We start from the raw sequence: 18721 nt of genomic DNA, 5'->3' as shown, positions 1-18721 counted from the left end.
GTTGCCAGGTGCTCTTCCTAGCGTCCGGTTCCATGACCCTGCCGACATCGAAGACAAGTACGAAGATGCGTACGTCCGTACTGTCCGCGTCCGTGACCACCGTGTTCCTGCTGGCCGGTTCCGTCGCGGGCGGCATGTATCTGGTGGGCCGGTGGTCGGATCCGGGACCCGGCCCCGTCGCCTCCGTATCGTCGGCCGCGGCCTCACCGGCTCCGGGCCCGCCGGCTCCGGTGGTGACGAGCGAGGAGCCCGAGGTGGATCTGGACGCGGAGCTGGCCGCGGCGGTGGCGCCGCTGGCCGGCGACTCCAGGGTTTCGGTCGCGGTGCTGGACGCCGCGGTCGGGGCCGGTGCGGTGTACGGGAACGGGACCTACGCCACCGCGAGCATCGTCAAGGTCGACATCCTCGCGGCGCTGCTGCTCCGGGCCCAGGACCAGGGGCGGGAGCTCACCGGCTACGAACGCAGCCGTTCCGTCACCATGATCGAGAACAGTGACAACGCCGCCGCGACCGCGCTCATGCGGACGATCGGCGGGGCGGCCGGACTCGACGCGGCCAACACCCGGTTCGGCCTGGCCGGCACGACCGCCGCGGCCGCGTGGGGGCTGACCCGGACCACGGCGGCAGATCAGCTGGTGCTGCTGAGGACGGTGTTCGGTACGGACTCGAAGCTGACCGAGGACTCCCGTGCCTATCTGCAGGGGCTGATGCGGAACGTGGCGGCCGATCAGCATTGGGGGGTGTCCGCGGCGGGCAGCGACTGGGCGCTGAAGAACGGCTGGATGCCGCGGAGCGCCACCGGCCTCTGGGACATCAACAGCATCGGGCAGGTGAAGAGCAACGGGCACACGTACCTGGTGGCGGTGCTCTCCGCCGGGCAGCAGACGATGGCGACGGGGATCGAGCGGGTGGAGTCGGTCGCGAAGGCCGCGGTCGGGGTGCTCGACGGGGCGCGGTGAGGCGTAAGCGCCTCTCGGCCGGACGACCGGATCGCGCCGGGTCGCCACGGCTTCAGCGGCGTGCGGAGGTTCTCCTGTCGCGCCACAGCAGCACGGCCAGCGCCAGCAGTACGGCTCCCAGGCCGCCCGCGGCCGGGGCGAGCCAGCCTGCGGGTCCTGCGTCCCGGTGCTGCGCGGTGGGACCGGGGCCGAAGTACCGCTTGCGGTAGCCGGCCTTCGTGGACCCGGCGGAGCCGGCCGACTCCGCCTCTGCCCGCAGACCGGCCTTGCGCAGCTTGCCGCCCGCCTTGATCGCGGCGGCCGGGTCGACGATGCCGTAGCCCCGGGAGTCGTCGCGGCCGCCCGCCGGGGAGTTGCGGGCGGTGTCCGTCAGGAGCTTCTTCACCTGGGCGGGCGTGAGTCCCGGATGGGCGGCCCGGACCAGCGCGACCGCGCCGGAGACGAACGCGGAGGCGGCCGATGTGCCCCACTCGATGTAGTAGTGACGGTCGGGGGCCGGGACCACTATGTCGACGCCGGGAGCGCTGACGGTGGCGTACCAGTGGCGGGTGGAGAAGGCGGCGTGGGTGCCGTACCGGTCGACGGCGGCGACCGCGATCACGCCGGGGTAGGCGGCGGGGTACGAGATGTGGTCACCCTTCTCGCCCCCGTTGCCCGCCGACGCGACGACGACGGCGCCCTTCTTCAGCGCGTACTGGATCGCGGCGTCCTCGCCGCCCTCGGGGTGCGCGGACGCGCTGTCGTCGCCCAGGGAGAGGTTGATGACGTCGGCACCGTGGTCGGCGGCCCAGCGGATGCCGTCGGCCAGGGCCGTACCGCGGGACTCGCGGGCCTTGTCACGGGACGGGTCGGAGGCTTCGAGGATCACCCGGACCGGGAGGATCTTCGCCTCCGGGGCGATGCCGAGCACTCCGTCGGCGCGGCCGACGCCGTGGCCGCGGCCCGCGATGATCCCGGCCATCGCGGTGCCGTGCCGGGCCCAGGAACGGTCGCCGCGCCCGGCGCCGAAGCCGATCAGGTCCTTGCCGGGCAGTACCTGGCCCGCCAGGTCGGGGAGGCTGTCGTCGACCCCGGTGTCGACGACGGCGACGGTGATGCCCTTGCCCTTGGTGGTCTGCCAGGCCCGGTCCGTGTGCAGCGCCTGCAGCCCCCACTGCTGCGGCCGGATGGTGTCCGCGTGGGCGGGGACGGCGGGGAGCAGCGTGAACGCGGTGGCGGCGCAGAGCGCGCCGAGGGCGCGGCGGTGGCGGCGGCTGTTCATCGCGGCTTCTCCGAGAGGTCGGTGACGGTCCGGCGCAGCCCGCGCTCGATCCGGTCGGCGATGCCCTTGGCCTCATGGCCGAGACCGGCCTGCGCGGCGGCCGTGGTCGCGTCCGCGGCGATCGCCTTCGCGACCGGCTGCGGATCGCTGACCGTACGTCCGTCCGCGAACCCGGATACGGCGAACACGACGACCGGCACCTCGGTCAGCACATGGACGGTCCAGCTGGCGCGCTGCCGGGCGCCGAAGCCGGCGGCGACCGTGTCCTCGACCGCGTACGTACGGGGCATCAGGTCGGTGCGCGCGTCGAGGTGCTGATCGGAGAATCTGGTGCTCAGCGCTCTCATCGCGTCGGTGGAGCCCTCGGTGAAGATCATGCCGACCGTGGTGACGCTGCTGGAGGTGGCGTCCGCGTAGGTGGCGCGCAGCAGCCGCTCGCAGCCGACCGGGCGGATCGTCTTGAGCAGCAGCGGGTCCAGGGCGGTCGTGCAGCCGCTGTCCGGGGCGACGGCGATCCGGGTCCAGACCCGGTCCGCACCGCCGGGCCCCGCGCCGTCCCCCTTGAGGGTGCGGGGGAACAGGGTGTCCACGGGGACGTTGTGCCAGACGGTGCGCCCAATGGCGTAGGGGCTGCGCGCACCGGCGTCGGCCGAGGAGTCACTGGTGAGCCAGCTGCCGGTGACCGCTCCGCCGATCAGCCCGAGCCCGAGCACGACACAGGCCGCCGCGGCGGCTGTCCGTGCGGGGCGGCGGGTACGGACGGGCCGCAGCCGGGTGGTGGTCTCGGCGGGCGTCTCGGGCCTGGGGTACGGCAGGGCGTGGGAGTGCGTATGCGCGGGCGGGAAGTAGCCGCCGGGATACGGCGGGGTCGCGCCGGGATGCGGGGTGAGATCCACAGCCCCCACGGGCCGCCGCCGGGTCGGCGGGGGTGGCGCCGTTCCGGGACGGGGCGGAGCGGTGGGTGCCGGGGCGGCAGCGGTCGCGGGCACGACGCGGAGCCGCGTGGTCGTCTCCACCGGCTGCGGCTCCGGTTCCGGCGGGTGCGGGGAGGTCGGGGCCGCGGGAGGAGCCTGCGGTACGTGCGTCGGCGCGTCCTGCGCGGGAACGGCGGGCGCGGGTGTGCCGAACGCCGACGCATCCGGAGCCTGGTCGGCCGGAGCCGTCGGCTGCGGGCCCTGGGTCGGGGGCGGGGGCGTCGCCCCGGTCGTACGCCCCGGGTTCCCGTGGGCGTCCGGCGGTGCGGCCGGGCGTGGTGGCGCCGTCGGGCGGGGCGGCACGGGAGCGCGCTGCGCCTCGGTACTCATCCGCCCCCCTGGTCCACGTTCCGTACCGCTCGCGGATCACCTTCACGGGCAGGCCCGTTGGTCGCCGCGTGTCGTTACTCTACGGGCTGCGGCGGGCCCGGCGGGAGTCGGGCGTCGTGCCCCTGGGGGATCTGCCCCGATCGTCCCCCTACCCAGCGGTAAAGGCGTCTGGCAAGCTGCGGCCATGACTGCGCGTGCCGCTGACCGGACCCGCTACGAGCGGGCCACCGCACATCTCGACGCCCCGATCGCCGTGATCGATCTGGATGCCTTCGATGCCAACGCCGACGACCTGGTCCGCCGGGCGGCGGGGAAGCCGATCCGGGTCGCGAGCAAGTCGGTGCGCTGCCGGACGCTGCTGGAGCGGGTGCTCGCGCGGCCGGGGTTCGCCGGGGTGATGTCGTTCACGCTCGCCGAGTCGCTGTGGCTGGCCCGGGCCGGTTTCGACGACGTACTGCTGGCCTACCCGTCGGCCGACCGGTCCGCCTTCGCCGAGCTGGCCGGGGACCCGAAGCTGGCCGCCGCGGTCACGGTGATGGTGGACGATCATGCGCAGCTGGAGCTGATCGACGCGGCGCGGGCCGGTGGCCAGGAGGAGATCCGGGTCTGTCTGGAGCTGGACACGTCGCTGCGGCTGCTCGGCGGCCGGGTCAGGATCGGGGCGCTGCGTTCGCCGCTGCGCTCCCCCGCCCAGCTCGCGGAGCTGGCCCGCTCGGTGGCGCGCAGGCCCGGTTTCCGGCTGGTCGGTCTGATGGCGTACGAGGGGCATATCGCCGGGGTCGGGGACTCGCTCACGGGCCGGCCGCTGCGTTCCAGGGCGATCCGGCTGATGCAGGCGACGGCCCGCAAGGAGCTGGCGGCCCGGCGGGCGGAGGTGGTGCGGGCCGTGCGGGCGGTGGCGCCGGATCTGGAGTTCGTGAACGGCGGCGGCACCGGCAGTGTGCAGCACACGGCGGCGGAGCCGGCGGTGACCGAGATCGCGGCCGGGTCGGGGCTCTACGCACCGCGGCTGTTCGACAACTACACGTCGTTCTCGGCCCGCCCGGCGGCGCTGTTCGCGCAGCCCGTGGTGCGGCGGCCCGGCGTGGGGGTGGTGACGGTGCTCGGCGGCGGCTACCCGGCGTCGGGGGCCGCGGGGGCGGACCGGCTGCCCGTTCCGTATCTGCCGGAGGGGCTGCGCTACGACCCGCAGGAGGGGCCCGGCGAGGTGCAGACACCGCTGCTCGGCGCCCCGGCCGACGATCTGCTGATCGGCGACAAGGTGTGGTTCCGGCACGCGAAGGCCGGTGAGCTGTGCGAGCGCTTCGACGAGCTGCAGCTGATCGAGGGCGACCGGGTCACGGCGACCGTGCCGACGTACCGGGGCGAGGGGCAGACGTTCCTCTGACCTCCTGACTCCCTGACATCCTGACCGGGTGTCAGGGAGCCACGGAGCTGCCGACGCCTCCACTGGTCTCGCTGTCGTCGATCGGCCGGATGGCCCGGGTGAGGGTGTCCATGAGGGAGAGCGGCGGTCCGTCGGGTCCCGCGTCGAAGGCATAGCGCACGATCACCGGCGATTCGCTGCCGACCGTCGACGGGAAGACGAGCGACTGCACATAACCGCCGGGTCCCTCGGCCGTGTGGACCCGCCAGCGCACCTCGTAGCCCGTGCGGCCCGCCACGCTGACCGATGCGGATCTCAGCTGCTCGTGGGAGGTGATGCCTCCGTGGATCCGGTCGCCGACGACGTTCTCCTCGTACGCCTTGTCGGCCGCGGTGGCGATGTCCTGCTCGGCCAGGGCCTCGGCGGAAGTGAGGTCCGTCTCGCTCGCCGTACGGGTGGTCACCGTGCCGTGGTAGCAGAAGGCGGAGGAGTCGCCGGGGCAGGTGTAGGAGTCGACCGTGCGCATGGTGAGCGCCTTGTCGACCGTGCTCTCCGGCTTCTCCCAGCCGTCGGGGATCGGCAGGGTGATGCCGTTGAGCTGGTCGACGAGCAGTGTCGGGTCCGTCGCCGGACCGTCCCCGCCGGACGTGGTGGTGGCGGTGGGGAGCGGTGCGGAGCGGGTCGGCCCGGACGACTTGGGTTCCGTACCGCCGTCGTCCCTGCCCAGCAGGACGGCCCCGGTGACGGCCGCGCCGAGGACGACCAGGGCCGCCGTCGCTGTCGTCACGATCCGGATGCCGCCCCCGCCGCCGCTGCCTCCGCTTGCGGACGGGGGTGGGACCGGCTGCTGCGGTGCGGGCGTGTTCGGCCGGGTGTGAGCGGTCCATGCCGTGCCGTCCCACCACCGGTCGGTGCCCGGGGCTGCGGAGTCCGGGTACCAGCCGGGCGGTGTCGCGTTGCTCATGCCTCCACTCTAGGGTTCCGCCTTCAACGGGAGCCCGGGGCGGGCGGTTTGACGTGGGCGGCCGTGCAGCCATGAGCACGCGCGCGATGACGGACCGGTCAGACGGGCGTGACGTACGCGCCGGAGATTCCACCGTCGACAAGGAAGTCCGTGGCGTTGACGAACGAGGAGTCGTCGCTCGCGAGGAACGCGACCGCCGCCGCGATCTCGGTGGCCTCCGCGAACCGGCCGACCGGGATGTGCACCAGCCGACGGGCCGCGCGCTCCGGGTCCTTGGCGAACAGCTCCTGGAGCAGCGGGGTGTTGACCGGCCCGGGGCAGAGCGCGTTGACCCGGATGCCCTCGCGGGCGAACTGGACACCGAGCTCGCGGGACATGGCGAGTACGCCGCCCTTGGACGCGGTGTACGAGATCTGGCTGGTGGCCGCGCCCATGACGGCCACGAACGACGCGGTGTTGATGATCGAGCCGCGGCCCTGGCGCCGCATGTAGGGGAGGGCGGCCTTGCAGCAGAGGTAGACGGAGGTGAGGTTGACGTCCTGGACGCGCTTCCAGGCCTCCAGCCCGGTGGTGAGGATGGAGTCGTCGTCGGGCGGCGAAATGCCCGCGTTGTTGAAGGCGATGTCGACGGAGCCGTAGGTGTCGTACGCGGCCTTGAAGAGCGCCTCGACCTGTTCGGGGTCGGTGACATCGGTGCGTACGAAGAGGCCGCCGGCCTCGTCGGCCGCGGCCTTGCCCGCGGTCTCGTCGATGTCCGCGCAGACGACGTGGGCGCCCTCGGATGCCAGGCGGCGGGCGGTGGCGAGGCCGATGCCGCTGCCGGCGCCGGTGATGACGGCGGTGCGGCCGACCAGGCGGCGGCAGATGTTCTCGGTGTCGGTGGTCATGCTGGTTCAGGCCTCCGTACTGATGAAGACGTTCTTGGTTTCGGTGAAGGCGGCGAGGGCGTCGGGGCCCAGTTCCCGGCCGAGGCCGGACTGCTTGTAGCCGCCGAACGGGGTCCAGTAGCGGACGCTGGAGTGGGAGTTGACGGACAGGTTCCCGGCCTGGACCGCCTGGGAGACCCGCAGCGCGCGCCCCACGTCTCGGGTCCAGATGGAGCCGGCGAGGCCGTACTCGGTCGCGTTGGCGAGCCGGACGGCGTCGGCTTCGTCCTCGAAGGGCAGGACGACGGCGACCGGTCCGAAGACCTCTTCGGTGGCCACGGGCGAGTCGGGGCGGGCGTCGGTCAGCACGGTCGGCGGGAACCAGAACCCGGGGCCCTCGGGCGCGCCGCCCCGGATCGCGGTCGCGCCCTCGGGGACGTACGACCGTACGCGTTCCAGTTGGGCCCTGGAGATCAGCGGCCCCATCCGGGTCTTCTCGTCGGACGGGTCGCCGACGACGACCGAGGCGACGGCCGGGGCGAGGAGTTCGAGGAAGCGGTCGTAGACGGAACGCTGCACGAGGATGCGGGTGCGGGCGCAGCAGTCCTGGCCCGCGTTGTCGAGGAAGGCCATGGGTGCGGCGGCCGCGGCGGCCTCGATGTCGGCGTCGGCGAAGACGATGTTGGGGCTCTTGCCGCCGAGTTCGAGGGTCAGCCGCTTCACACGCTCGGCGCACCTGGCCATGATCTGCTTGCCGACCCGGGTGGAGCCGGTGAAGACGATCTTGGCGACGCCGGGGTGCTCGACGAGGGCGTTGCCCGTTTCGGCACCGGCTCCGGGCAGCACCTGGAAGAGATGCTCGGGAAGGCCCTCGTCCAGGGCGAGGCGGGCGAGCCGCAGAGCGGTGAGCGGCGTGGTCTCGGCGGGTTTGAGCAGGACGGCGTTGCCTGCGGCGAGGGCGGGGGCGACGCCCCAGGCGGCGATCGGCATGGGGAAGTTCCACGGCGCGATCACGCCGACGACGCCGAGGGGTTCGAGCAGGGTGAGGTCGATGCCGCCGGGGACCGGGATCTGCCGGCCGCTGAGCCGCTCGACTCCCCCGGCGGCGAATTCGAGCAGATCGCGGACGTTGCCCGCTTCCCACCGGGCGTTGGCGAGGGTGTGGCCGGCCTCACGGACCTCCAGCCGGGCCAGCTCCTCGCGGTGTTCGTCGACGGCCGCGGCGAAGCGGCGCAGCAGGCGTGCGCGGTCCGCGGGGGCCATCGCCGCCCAGATCCGCTGGGCGGCCGCTGCCCGGCGCACAGCGGTGTCGACCTCGGCCGCGGTGGTGGCCGGCACGATCGCGACGACTTCTTCGGTCGCCGGGTTGAGTACCTGGTGCTCGGTGGTCACGGAGTGCCTCACAGACGTTCGAAGGAGCGGCGGAGCTCCCAGTCGGTCACCGCTGCGTCGAATGCCTCGAGTTCGACGCGCGCCATGTTGCGGTAGTGCGCGACGACGTCGTCGCCGAAGGCCGCCTTCGCCAGGTCGCTCTGCTCCCAGAGTTCGGCGGCTTCGCGGAGTGTGGTGGGGACGTGGTCGTACGCGGTGGTGTAGGCGTTGCCCTCGCAGGGTTCGGGGAGTTCGAGCTTCTGCTCGATGCCGTGCAGGCCGGCGGCGATCAGACCGGCGACGGCGAGGTGCGGGTTGACGTCACCGCCGGGCAGCCGGTTCTCGAACCGGGTCGAGCGGCCGTGGCCGACGACGCGGAGCGAACAGGTGCGGTTGTCGTGGCCCCAGGCGACCGCGGTCGGGGCGAACGAGCCGGGCTGGAAGCGCTTGTACGAGTTGATGTTCGGCGCGTAGAGCAGGGAGAAATCGCGCAGTGCGACGAGCTGTCCGGCGAGGAAGTGGCGCATCACCGGGGACATGCCGCCCGCTTCGCCCGCCATGACGTTGCGCCCGTCCGCGTCCTGGAGGGAGAGATGGATGTGGCAGGAGTTGCCCTCGCGCTCGTTGAACTTGGCCATGAAGGTGAGCGCGACGCCCTCCTGGGCGGCGATCTCCTTGGCACCGGTCTTGTAGACGGCGTGCTGGTCGCAGGTGACCAGGGCCTCGTCGTACCGGAAGACGATCTCGTGCTGTCCGGGGTTGCACTCACCCTTCGCGGACTCGACGGTCAGGCCCGCGGCCGCCATCTCGTTGCGGATGCGACGGAGCAAGGGTTCGATGCGGCCGGTGCCGAGGACCGAGTAGTCGATGTTGTACTGGTTGGCCGGGGTCAGGTCGCGGTAGTTGCGGTCCCACGCCTGTTCGTACGTGTCCTTGAAGACGATGAATTCGAGCTCGGTGCCGACATGCGCGGTGAAACCGTGCTCGGCGAGACGCTCCAGCTGGCGGCGGAGGATCTGGCGCGGCGCGGCGACGACGGGTGAGCCGTCCTCCCAGGCGAGGTCGGCGATGACCATGGCCGTGCCGTCGTTCCATGGGACACGGCGCAGGGTGGTGAGGTCGGAGTGCATGGCGAAGTCGCCGTACCCACGCTCCCAGGAGGACATGGCGTAGCCGTCGACGGTGTTCATGTCGGTGTCGACGGCGAGCAGGTAATTGCAGCCCTCCGTGCCGTGCTCCAGCACCTCGTCGAGGAAGAAGCGGGCGGCGAACCGCTTGCCCTGCAGCCGTCCCTGCATGTCGGGGAAGGCCAGGACGACGGTGTCGATCTCACCGCTCTCGACGAGGAGCCGGAGTTCCTCGACCTCGAGCGGGGGTGTGCGGTCTGCCACGGGAAGATCCTCCTTCGGTCAGCCGGAAGTCATAAGGTATGGGCAACAACCATTGTTGGGAAGGGAGGACGGGACGTGGCGCAGGAAAGCGAGTCCGGCCGGCACGGGTCCGCGCGGCAACTGCGACCCCTGCTGCGGCCCGTGCGCGCGGGCAACGGCTTCGAGGAGGCACTCGAACAGATCCTCCAGGTGGTCAGGCTGGGGCTGGTGCCCGGCGGCGAGCGGCTGCCCGCCGAGCGCGAACTGGCCGAGCTGCTCGGGATCAGCCGGGTCACGCTGCGCGAGGTGCTGAAGGTGCTGCAGGACCAGCGGCTGGTGGAGAGCAGGCGAGGGAGGTACGGCGGCACCTTCGTACTCCCCCGCACCGACAGCCCCGGCGAGGACGAGCTGCGCCGCCGGGTGGCGGCCGTCGACGTCGAGGACGTCCTGCGCTTCCGTGAGGTACTGGAGACCGGCGCGGCCGAACTGTGCGCCACGCACGGGCTGACGGACGAGGGCGCGGAACGGCTGCGTACGGCTCTGGCGGCGACACACGATGCACCTCTGCCCGACTACCGCAGGCGCGACACCCTTCTGCATCTGACACTGGCCGAGCTGTCCGGCTCGGCTTCCCTGACCGCGCAGTACGCGGCCGTCCGGGCCACCGTGAACGACCTGCTGGACTGCATACCGCTGCTCGTGCGGAACCTGGAGCACTCGCAGCACCAGCACACCGCGCTCGTCGAGGCGGTGCTCGACGGGGACGCGGAGGCGGCGCGCGCCGTGATGCGCGAACACTGCGCGGGCACGGCGGCGCTGCTGCGCGGATTCCTGGCCTGACCGCTTGCGCGGCGCCCCATCGAAACGCAAAGGTATTCATCAGCACCATTGAACCGGGTCCGCCCGCAGGCGGCCGACCGGAGGGTCCCGCCATGTCCGTACCGCTCATCGGCGTCACCACCTATCTGGAGCCCGTCGCCCGCTGGGGCGTCTGGGAACTGCCCGCCGCCCTGCTCCCGGCCGCCTACCCGCGGCTGGTCCAGCGCTCCGGAGGCCTCGCCGCTCTCCTGTCGCCGGACGCCCCGGCCCGGGCGGCGGACGCCGTGGCCCGGCTGGACGGTCTCGTCATCGCGGGCGGCGCCGATGTCGAGCCCGCGCGGTACGGCGCGGAGCCCGGCCCGAGGACCGGACCGCCGAACCGGGAGCGCGACGCCTGGGAGCTGGCCCTGCTCGATGCCGCCCTGGAGTCCGGCACACCGGTGCTCGGCATCTGCCGTGGCATGCAGCTCATGAATGTGGCGTTCGGCGGCACCCTCATCCAGCACCTGGACGGGCATGCCGGCCCGCACGGGACGGCCGGGGTCCTCGGCGAGCACCCGGTGACACCGGTGCCGGGGACCCGCTACGCATCGATCGTGCCCGAGGAGTCCCCTGTACCGACCTACCACCACCAGGCCGTGGACCGCCTCGCACCGGACCTGGTGGCGTCGGCCCACGCGGCGGACGGCACGGTGGAGGCGGTCGAGCTGCCGGGGGCGCGGTGGGCGCTCGGGGTGCAGTGGCATCCGGAGATGGGTGACGACCTGCGCGTGATGCAGGCGCTCGTGGCGGAGGCGGCGCGCGGCTGACCGTTCGCCGACCGGCGGCTACCGCGTGCGCCGTCCGAGCCTGGCGCGCAGCCATTCCAGGGCCGCCGCCCCCTGCGCGGCCCGGAGCGCCCGTACGGTCGGCAGCCCCGGCCGGTCCGGCATCAGCGAGTGCGCGACGAAGTAGCCGGCGAGCGCGGCAAGTACCGCGTTCATGTCCTCCACGGCCCCGGCCCCCTGTCCTCAAGCGCCGGGCGGGCTCGATCGGCCCGTCAGTGACAGCAGGTCGCGGGCCGGGCCCGCCGGCCGGTGTCCCGAGGGCCAGACCGCCCGCAGCTGTCGCCTCAGCCGTACCCCCGCCACCGGGATCTTCACCAGCCGCCGCGAGGACAGCTCCTCCCCCAGCGCGAGTTCGCTCAGCACGCACGGCCCCGCGCCGCTCTCCGCCGCCCCCTTCACCGCCGTCGTGGACGAGAGTTCGAGCAGTGGCTGCGCAAGTCCGCCGTGGACGGCGAGTGCCGAGTCCAGGACCTGCCGGGTGCCGGAGCCGCGCTCGCGCAGGATCAGTGGGGTCGCAGCCAGTTCCTGCGGGGTCAGAGGGGTGCGGCGCCCGGCCCACGCATGGGACGGGGCGACCACGACGACGAGGCGGTCGTGTGCGATGACCGTGCCGTCGAGGCCCTCCGGTATGAACAGTCCCTCCACGAATCCGAGGTCGGCCTCCCCGGCGAGCAGGCGCCCCGCGACCGCCGCCGAGTTGCCCGCCAGCAGTGAGACCGCGGTGTCCGGCCGTTCGGCGCGCAGGGCGATCAGCCAGCCGGGCAGCAGATACTCGGCGATGGTCATGGAGGCGGCTACCCGCAGCCGGGAGTCTCGCCGGTCGCGCAGCGCCTGCGCGCCCGCATCGAATGCCTCGGCGGCCTCGACGATCCGGCGCGCCCAGTCGGTGACGAGCGCACCCGCGTCGGTGAGCCGGGAGCCGCGCGGCGATCGGTCGAGGAGGGCCACGCCGAGCTGTCGCTCCATCGACCGGATCCGGCTGCTGGCGGCGGGCTGGGTGATGCCGACGTCCCGTGCCGCCCGTCCCAGGCTGCCGTGCCGGGCGACGGCGAGCAGCAGCTCCAGCGCTCCGAGGTCGGGGACCCGGTGGGACAGGAGGACGGGTGCAGGCGCTTCGCTGGGCATAAAACCAGCTTATGACCTCATAGAGACGAGCTCCCTGGTGGGGGACGGCCCCCGGAACAAAGATCGTGGCATGGCCATCTTTCCGCAGACCCGCGCCCGGACGAGCGCCCCGCACCCCGCCGCCGCGCGACTTCCTTCCCTGCGGTACATCGGCCCCAACTGGTACGCGTCGGTCATGGGCACCGCCATCGTGGCCGGCGCGGGCGCGGCGCTTCCCGTGCACGTGCCCGGGCTGCGCGCTGCATGCACGGTGGTGTGGGCGCTATCGGCGCTGCTTCTCGCCGCGGTTCTCGCCGCCCGCGCCGGGCACTGGTCCGCCCACCGCGACCAGGCGCGCGCCCATCTCCTCGACCCGGCCGTCGCCCCGTTCTACGGCTGCCTCTCGATGGCGCTGCTGGCCGTCGGCGGCTCCACGATGACGGTCGGCCGGGATGTCGTCGGGCATCGGGCGGCCCTCGCCGTGGACGTGGTGCTCTACAGCGCGGGCACGGCGATCGGCCTGGCCGTCGCGGTCGCGATCCCGTATCTGATGGTCGTACGCCACCGTCCGGCACCCGGGACCGCGTCGCCGGTCTGGCTGCTGCCGGTGGTGGCGCCGATGGTCTCCGCGGCGCTCGGCCCGCTGCTGGTTCCGGAGCTGCCCGCCGGTCAGTGGCAGGAGGCGATGCTGCTCGCCTGCTACGCGATGTTCGGGCTGAGCCTGCTGGCGACGTTGATGATGCTGCCGCTGATCTTCGCGCGACTGGTCCACCAGGGTCCGCTGCCGCTCGCCCTGACCCCCACGTTGTTCCTGGTCCTCGGTCCGCTGGGCCAGTCGACGACCGCGGCCGGTCAGCTCGCCGATGTGGCGCCGGGTGCGATCGGGACGCCGTACGCCTCCGCGCTCGGGGCGTTCGCCGTGCTGTACGGGGTGCCGGTGATGGGGTTCGCGCTGCTGTGGCTGGCGCTGGCCGGGTCGATGGTGGTGCGGGCGGTACGGGGCGGCATGACGTTCAGCATGACCTGGTGGGGCTTCACCTTCCCGGTCGGCACGTGTGTCACCGGCGCGGCGGGGCTGGCCCGGCACACCGGGCTGACGGCGTTCACCTGGCTGGCCGTCGCGCTGTACGTGCTGCTGGTGTCGGCCTGGGCGGTGGCCGGGGTGCGGACGCTGCGCGGGCTGTTCAGCGGAGCGCTGCTCGCAGCGCCGCAGGCGCCCCGGCCAGCGACGGCCCGTACCACGTGAGATACCGCCCGTCGACGAGTGCGGCGGGCAGTGCGGGGAAGGCCTCGGGTCCATCGCTTGCGGTGAAGCGGTACGGCTCGTCGGGCAGGACGACCAGGTCGGCGCCCGCCGCGTTCAGTTCGTCGAGCGGGATCCTGGGGTAGCGCTCGGCGTGACCGGCGTACACGTTCCGCACGCCGAGCCGGGCCAGCAGATCGCCCGCGAACGTGTCGCGGCCGATCACCATCCAGGGCCTGCGCCAGATCGGCACGATCGCGCGGCGCGGCTCGTCCGGTGGCGGGAGCGCCGCCCAGGCGGCTTCGGCCTCGTCGAGCCAGCGTGGCCTGGCCAGCCCGCAGCCGGTCACCAGGACACGGTGCAGTTCGGCGAAGGCCTGGTCGAGGCTGCGGACCTCGGTGGTGAGGACCTCGATGCCCGCGGCACGGAGCGCGGCGAGGTCGGGTGCGCGGTTCTCCTCCTCGTTGGCGAGGACGAGATCGGGGCGGAGCGCGACGATCGCGGCCACATCGGGGTTCTTGGTTCCGCCGATGCGTGCGGCGGTCAGACCGGCCGGATGGGTGCACCAGTCGGTGACGCCGACGAGGAGGCCGGGAGCGGTGGCGGCGACGGCTTCGGTGAGCGAGGGGACGAGCGAGACGACACGGAGCGCCGACGCCGGGACAGGCATCGGGACGGACACCGATTCGGGCACCGGATCTCAGCGCCTCGGGTCGTTGGTGGCGTCGACGTGTTCCGCGACCGCGACGACCAGCAGCCGGGTCTCCGGCATCGTGGCCCGCCAGCGGTGCCGTACCCCGCCCGACAGGAACAGTGTGTCGCCGCGCTCCAGCCGGTACGCCTGCCCCTCCGCCTCCACCTCGGCGGCGCCCTCCACGACGTACATCACCTCGTCGTTACGGTGCTGGAACTCCCGCCCGAGATCCATTTCTCCGGTGAACTCCAGCGCGCTGAGCTGATGCCGCCCGCGCACCACTCTGCGCGCCCCGTCGCCCTCGCCCGCCCGGACCACCTCGACGGCTCGCGCCGAGTCGGCGGCGGCGCGCAGCCGTGCCGTCGTGGTCTCCAGGGCGTCGGCCACCCGGTCCAGCGACCGGGCGCTGGGCCTGGCCCGCTCGTTCTCGATCTGACTGAGGAACGGCACGGACAGGCCGCTGCGAGTGGCGACCGCGGCCAGTGTGAGCCCCAGGGATCTGCGCCGTCGGCGGACCGCGGCGCCCACGCGGAGTGCTTCCTTGTCGTCCATGTCCGGCTCCCTCCCGACTCGTCATCCTTCCGGCTGCCAGCACCTTACGCACACGGTTACGCAAGGACGGCCGGTAAAGGAACGTCACACAGCCGGAAGGGGTGGGTCCCGCCCATCGGCGGCACCCACCCCTTCCGGCTGTGTCAGCCCCCTACTGGGGAGCCATCTTGTCCGCGATGCCCGGATTCTTGTCCATCCAGGCCTTCACGGCTTCTTCCTCGTGTCCCGTCCCGCGCTTCTGGATCTCGTTCTCCAGGCCGGCCAGCTGCTGCTCGCTGAGCTTGAAGTCCTTGAACCACTTGGTCAGCTGCGGGTAGTTCTTCGGGAAGTCCTTGCTCGCGATCGTCCGGATGGTGTCGCCGTTGCCGAAGGCCTTCTTGGGGTCCTTCAGCTTGGTGAGGTCGTACTGGTTGTACGCCCAGTGCGGCGTCCAGAGCAGAACCGCGATCGGCTCCTTCTTGGCGTACGCGCGCTTCAGCTCGGCGAGCATCGAGGGCGTCGAGCTGTCGACGACCTTGTACTCCTTGTCCAGGCCGTAGGCGGGCAGCACGTTGTTCTTCAGGTTGGCCATGGTGGCGGTGCCGGGCTCGATGCCGATGATGCGGTTCTTGAACTCGTCACCGCGGCCCTTGAGGTCCTTGTACGACTCGATGCCCTTGACGTACGAGGGGACGGCGATCTCCAGCGAGGTCGGCCCGTACCACGATCCGAGGTCGGTGAGCCGGGAGCCGTACTTGTTCCAGTAGTTCTTCTGGGTGTACGGCAGCCAGCCGTCGAACTGCACGTCGAGCTGGCCGCGGGACATCGCGGCATACATCGGACCGACCTCGAACTGCTTCAGGTTGATCTTGTAGCCGCGGTCCTCCAGGACGGCCTTCCACAGGTATGTGGCGGCGATGTCCTCCTCCCAGGGGAACCAGGCCATCTCGACGGTACGGTCGCGCTCGTCCTTGCCGTTCGCGCCCTTCGCCGCCTTGGCCACGGGCGTCCACTTGTCGGCGACGTCCGGGTTGTCCTTCAGCCAGGCGCGGACGGCGTCCTGCTCCTTGCCCTTGCCGGTCGTCTGGATCTTCGCCTCAAGACTCGTGAGCTGGTCCTCGCTCATCTTGAAGTTCTTGAGCCACTTGCCGACCTCGGGGTTGTCGTCGGCGAAGCCCTTGCGGGTCAGGGTGTGGATGCCGTCGCCCTTGCCCCAGAGGTTCTTGGGGTCCTTGAGCTTGGTGAGGTCGTACTGGTTGTACGCCCAGTGCGGCGACCACAGCGGGACGACGATCGGTTCCTTCTTGGCGTACGCGCGCTTCAGCTCGGCGAGCATCGACGGCGTCGAGCCGTCGACGACCTTGTACTCCTTGTCCAGGCCGTAGCCCGGCAGGATCTTGTCCTTGAGCAGGCCCGTCTCACCGGCGCTCGGCTCGATGCCGACGACCCGTCCCTTGAAGTCGGACGCCTTGCCCTTGAGGTCGTCGAGCGAGTCGACGCCCTTCACGTACGAGGGGACGGCCAGCTCCAGGGAGGTGGGGCCGTACCAGGAGCCCATGTCATCCAGGCGGTCCTGGTACTTCTTCCAGTACGTGGCGTGGGTGACCGGGAGCCAGGAGTCGGTCTCGAAGTCGATCTGGCCGCCCGCCATACCGGTGTAGAGCGCGCCGGCCTCGTACTGCTTGACGTCGACCTCGAAGCCGCGCTGCTCCAGCAGCTCCTTCCACAGGAAGGTGGAGGCGATGCCCTCGTCCCACGGGATGTATCCCATGCTGATCTTCTTGCCCTTGCCGATGTTCGCGGCGTCGGGGACGGTACCGGCCTCCGGCTTCGACGTACCGAACATGCCCATGCCGCCTGCGACGAGGGCCAGGACGACGACGCCGACGACCGCGACGGCGGGCTGCGGCCGGTGGTTCCAGATCTTCAGTCCGCCGGCCACCGACTGGGCCCTGGCGAGCGCGCGACGGGCCAGCGGGGAGACCTCGCGGCCGAGCGCGCCGGTCATCCGGTCCAGGTACATCGCCAGGATGACGATGGAGACGCCCGCCTCGAAGCCGAGGCCGACGTCGACGTTGCCGATGGCGCGGTAGACGGAGCCGCCGAGGCCGCCGCCGCCGACCATGCCGGCGATGACCACCATGGACAGGCCCAGCATGATGACCTGGTTGATGCCCGCCATGATCGTGGGCAGGGCGAGCGGCAGCTGGACCCGCATCAGGGTGTTGCGCGAGGTGGTACCGAAGGCCTCGGCCGCCTCCACGAGTTCGCCGTCGACCTGACGGATGCCGAGCTCGGTCATCCGGACACCCGGGGGCAGCGCGAAGATGATCGTGGCGATGATGCCGGGCACCACGCCGACGCCGAAGAAGATGACGCCGGGGATCAGATAGACCATGGCGGGCATGGTCTGCATGAAGTCGAGGACCGGCCGGGTCACCGCGGACACGGTCTTCGAGCGGGCCGCCCAGATACCGAGCGGCACGGCCAGCAGAAGCGTGACGATGGTGGCGACGAGCACCAGGGTGAGGGTGTCCATCGCTTCGTCCCACAGCTCGACGGAGTCGATGAGCGCGAAGCCCACGAAGGCGAGCACACCCGGGAGCAGTCCGCGCAGCCACCAGGCGATGACGGCGAGGATGCCCGCGAACAGCAGCGGGGCGGGGGCGGAGAGTACGGCGGCTATGCCGTCGAACATGCCGCTGACGATCGAGCTGATCGCGTCGAACAACCAGGCCAGGTGGGTCTGCAGCCAGTCGACCGCAGTGTCCACCCATTCACCGAGCGGGATCCTAAACATCGGCGGCCACCTTCTTCGCGGTGGTGGCGGCGTCCTGCGGGACCTCGGTGGGGCTCATCGGCTCGCCGAGGACGGCGAGCAGCCGGGACCGGGGCACGACCCCGACGAGCCGGCCGTCGGCACCGGTCACGGCAACCGCGACTCCGCTGCGCGAGCAGGGCGTGAACAGCTCGATGATCGGTGTGGACTCGGAGACCGTGGCCGGCGCCGACCGGAGGATGTCGGCGGGTGTGCGGAGCTCCGTGCCGTCGTCCGCCTCGGTGCCCAGCACGGTGTGCGGCTCGGCCATGATGGCGCCCGCGGTCAGCACCCGGGAGCGGTCGACGTCCTGGGTGAAGGAGGCGACGTAGTCGTTGGCCGGAGTGACGAGGATGTCCTCGGCCGTGCCGAGCTGGACGATCTTTCCGTCCCGCATCACAGCGATCCGGTCGCCGAGCCGCATGGCCTCGTTGAGGTCGTGGGTGATGAAGACGATGGTCTTCTTGAGCCTCTTCTGGAGTTCGAGCAGCTGGTCCTGCATGTCGCGGCGGATCAGCGGGTCGAGCGCGCTGAAGGACTCGTCCATCAGCAGCAGATCGGCGTCGGTGGCGAGGGCGCGGGCCAGGCCGACGCGCTGCTGCATGCCGCCGGACAACTCGTCGGGCCAGGACTTCTCCCAGCCGGCGAGACCGGTCAGCTCCAGCGCCTCGGCAGCGCGCTTCTCACGCTCGGCGCGCGGCACACCCTGCACTTCGAGACCGTACCCGGCGTTCTCCAGGACGCTCCGGTGCGGGAAGAGAGCGAAGTGCTGGAAGACCATGCTGATCTTGGAGGAGCGGACGGTGCGCAGTTCGCGCGGGCTCAGGGCGGTCAGGTCCTGGCCGTCGAACAGCACGCGTCCGGCTGTGGGATCCAGCAGCCCGTTGAGCATCCGCAACAACGTGGACTTGCCGGATCCGGACAGACCCATCACGACGAAGATCTGTCCCGGTTCGACGGTGAACGAGGCGTCGATCACCGCTGCGGTCGTTCCGTCGGCGCGCAGCTCGTCGCGGTCCGTGCCGCTCTCGAGCTTCTGCACGGCTTGATCGGGTCGTCTGCCGAATACCTTGTACAAGTGTTCGGCTTGCAGCCTTGACACATACACCTCACGCGTTGAACCGAAAACGGTCTGCCACCCCCTCCGGCAGACCGTGGAGCGGCGCGGATTCGGTCCGCTCGGCACGCGCTGAAGTTGCAATTGCGACGTGATCCGCTCCGGTG

At 71.7% G+C, this 18721-nt stretch carries 17 protein-coding genes; 5 read left to right on the top strand and 12 right to left on the bottom strand.

Features of this window, described 5'->3' with window-relative positions:
- Positions 1-32: 32 nt before the first annotated feature.
- The gene (locus tag OHA88_RS35685) at positions 33-959 is read left to right on the top strand and encodes a serine hydrolase (protein ID WP_328628541.1); all 927 of its coding nucleotides are present in this window, start codon (positions 33-35) and stop codon (positions 957-959) included.
- Positions 960-1011: 52 nt separating this feature from the next.
- Here the strand turns inward: OHA88_RS35685 and mycP are convergent, their stop codons facing one another.
- Positions 1012-2220, bottom strand: a complete 1209-nt coding sequence (gene mycP / locus OHA88_RS35680) for a type VII secretion-associated serine protease mycosin (RefSeq protein ID WP_328628540.1) — start codon at positions 2218-2220, stop codon at positions 1012-1014.
- Entirely contained in the window at positions 2217-3116 is a 900-nt protein-coding gene (locus OHA88_RS35675) for a hypothetical protein (protein ID WP_443044388.1), read from the bottom strand. Before OHA88_RS35675 ends, mycP begins: the two co-directional genes overlap by 4 nt.
- Before the next feature lie 592 nt (positions 3117-3708).
- On the opposite strand from OHA88_RS35675, the gene OHA88_RS35670 reads away from it, so the two are divergent.
- Positions 3709-4911, top strand: coding sequence for an amino acid deaminase/aldolase (locus OHA88_RS35670; protein WP_328628539.1), 1203 nt, complete (start codon positions 3709-3711; stop codon positions 4909-4911).
- A gap of 31 nt (positions 4912-4942) precedes the next feature.
- On the opposite strand, the gene OHA88_RS35665 is transcribed toward OHA88_RS35670, so the two are convergent.
- The 4 genes from OHA88_RS35665 to OHA88_RS35650 all read right to left on the bottom strand — a co-directional run bounded on the left by OHA88_RS35665 (position 4943) and on the right by OHA88_RS35650 (position 9482).
- Positions 4943-5854, bottom strand: coding sequence for a DUF2510 domain-containing protein (locus OHA88_RS35665; protein ID WP_328628538.1), 912 nt, complete (start codon positions 5852-5854; stop codon positions 4943-4945).
- Positions 5855-5952: 98 nt separating this feature from the next.
- Positions 5953-6741 (bottom strand): 3-oxoacyl-ACP reductase, encoded by a 789-nt coding sequence (locus OHA88_RS35660; RefSeq protein WP_267006113.1) that lies wholly within the window; start codon positions 6739-6741, stop codon positions 5953-5955.
- Between the two features lie 6 nt (positions 6742-6747).
- Positions 6748-8112: an aldehyde dehydrogenase family protein gene (locus tag OHA88_RS35655; protein WP_267006112.1), complete on the bottom strand. Its 1365-nt coding sequence runs from the start codon at positions 8110-8112 to the stop codon at positions 6748-6750.
- 8 nt (positions 8113-8120) lie between these two features.
- Complete coding sequence (locus OHA88_RS35650) at positions 8121-9482, bottom strand: glutamine synthetase family protein (protein WP_328628537.1); 1362 nt, start codon at positions 9480-9482, stop codon at positions 8121-8123.
- 75 nt (positions 9483-9557) lie between these two features.
- Here OHA88_RS35650 and OHA88_RS35645 point away from each other — a divergent pair, with 75 nt between their 5' ends.
- Both OHA88_RS35645 and OHA88_RS35640 read left to right on the top strand, forming a co-directional pair.
- On the top strand, positions 9558-10301 hold the full coding sequence (locus OHA88_RS35645) for a FadR/GntR family transcriptional regulator (protein ID WP_267006110.1): 744 nt from the start codon (positions 9558-9560) through the stop codon (positions 10299-10301).
- A gap of 92 nt (positions 10302-10393) precedes the next feature.
- Positions 10394-11089, top strand: a complete 696-nt coding sequence (locus OHA88_RS35640; protein WP_328628536.1) for a gamma-glutamyl-gamma-aminobutyrate hydrolase family protein — start codon at positions 10394-10396, stop codon at positions 11087-11089.
- An 18-nt stretch (positions 11090-11107) separates the two neighbouring features.
- On the opposite strand, the gene OHA88_RS35635 is transcribed toward OHA88_RS35640, so the two are convergent.
- Together OHA88_RS35635 and OHA88_RS35630 are read right to left on the bottom strand one after the other, a co-directional pair.
- Entirely contained in the window at positions 11108-11263 is a 156-nt protein-coding gene (locus tag OHA88_RS35635) for a hypothetical protein (protein WP_328628535.1), read from the bottom strand.
- A 27-nt stretch (positions 11264-11290) separates the two neighbouring features.
- Entirely contained in the window at positions 11291-12232 is a 942-nt protein-coding gene (locus OHA88_RS35630; protein ID WP_328628534.1) for a LysR family transcriptional regulator, read from the bottom strand.
- Between the two features lie 70 nt (positions 12233-12302).
- Between OHA88_RS35630 and OHA88_RS35625 the strand changes: the two genes are divergently transcribed.
- On the top strand, positions 12303-13457 hold the full coding sequence (locus OHA88_RS35625) for a TDT family transporter (RefSeq protein WP_328628533.1): 1155 nt from the start codon (positions 12303-12305) through the stop codon (positions 13455-13457).
- Here the strand turns inward: OHA88_RS35625 and OHA88_RS35620 are convergent.
- From OHA88_RS35620 to OHA88_RS35605, 4 genes are all read right to left on the bottom strand, one after another.
- Positions 13396-14124 (bottom strand): helical backbone metal receptor, encoded by a 729-nt coding sequence (locus tag OHA88_RS35620; protein WP_328628532.1) that lies wholly within the window; start codon positions 14122-14124, stop codon positions 13396-13398. The genes OHA88_RS35625 and OHA88_RS35620 overlap by 62 nt on opposite strands.
- Positions 14125-14154: 30 nt before the next feature.
- Entirely contained in the window at positions 14155-14700 is a 546-nt protein-coding gene (locus OHA88_RS35615; RefSeq protein WP_267006105.1) for a helix-turn-helix domain-containing protein, read from the bottom strand.
- Between the two features lie 151 nt (positions 14701-14851).
- Positions 14852-17479: an ABC transporter permease/substrate binding protein gene (locus tag OHA88_RS35610; RefSeq protein ID WP_328628531.1), complete on the bottom strand. Its 2628-nt coding sequence runs from the start codon at positions 17477-17479 to the stop codon at positions 14852-14854.
- Positions 17472-18539: a quaternary amine ABC transporter ATP-binding protein gene (locus tag OHA88_RS35605; RefSeq protein WP_328628530.1), complete on the bottom strand. Its 1068-nt coding sequence runs from the start codon at positions 18537-18539 to the stop codon at positions 17472-17474. The genes OHA88_RS35610 and OHA88_RS35605 overlap by 8 nt, the downstream gene beginning before the upstream one ends.
- Between the last annotated feature and the right edge of the window lie 182 nt (positions 18540-18721).

This window comes from Streptomyces sp. NBC_00353, from assembly GCF_036108815.1.
Lineage (GTDB): Bacteria > Actinomycetota > Actinomycetes > Streptomycetales > Streptomycetaceae > Streptomyces.
The sequence above is the reverse complement of the archived record's forward strand: the minus strand, read 5'-3'. Positions and strand labels throughout refer to the sequence as shown.